Source organism: Pedobacter sp. CFBP9032, from assembly GCF_034045265.1.
Taxonomy (GTDB): Bacteria; Bacteroidota; Bacteroidia; order Sphingobacteriales; family Sphingobacteriaceae; genus Pedobacter.
Window position 1 is genome coordinate 1 of record NZ_JAXCWE010000035.1, and the last position, 545, is coordinate 545.

The following is a 545-nucleotide window of genomic DNA, read 5'->3' on the forward strand; positions in this document are numbered from 1 at the left end:
CATCCCCCGTGTACTCTTTATTACTTTCTTCTACTCATATGCCTTTTGCGCCATATGGTATGCTTTTTTGCTCTTGTTATGATGTCTCATACCTCACTTTGTATTGCTACGCTGATCGGTGAGCACAAACACAACAGTCGCCTATTGTTGTTTGCTCTTCTTTTTTAACTTCTTCCAATATGTCAAAGAACTTTATTAAGGTATAAGGTTTAGGGTATAAGGGTGGAGGGTTTCATTGTCCTCTGCCCAAGCCTAAGCTTATTCCTTATTAGTCAAAAACTCCGGTCTCGAACCGTTTAATACTTTTTATCGTATCTGCCCCATGGCGTTTCTTCTTGTCTTAATCTTTATGTCAATGTAGATCATCGATCCCGATGATATATTTTGTTTTTATTTTCTGTTGTCGTTTAGTTTCAGCTACAGGTGTTAACCTTATACCCTATACCTCTCAACCCTCAACCTTTAATGGTGGAGAATAACGGAGTCGAACCGTTGACCTCCTGCGTGCAAGGCAGGCGCTCTAGCCAGCTGAGCTAATCCCCCAG

At 41.3% G+C, this 545-nt stretch carries 1 tRNA gene; it reads right to left on the reverse strand.

Going from position 1 to position 545, the window contains the following annotated elements:
* Window positions 1-466 precede the first annotated feature (466 nt).
* Window positions 467-543: transfer RNA gene (locus tag SOM16_RS23040), tRNA-Ala, on the reverse strand.
* Between the last annotated feature and the right edge of the window lie 2 nt (window positions 544-545).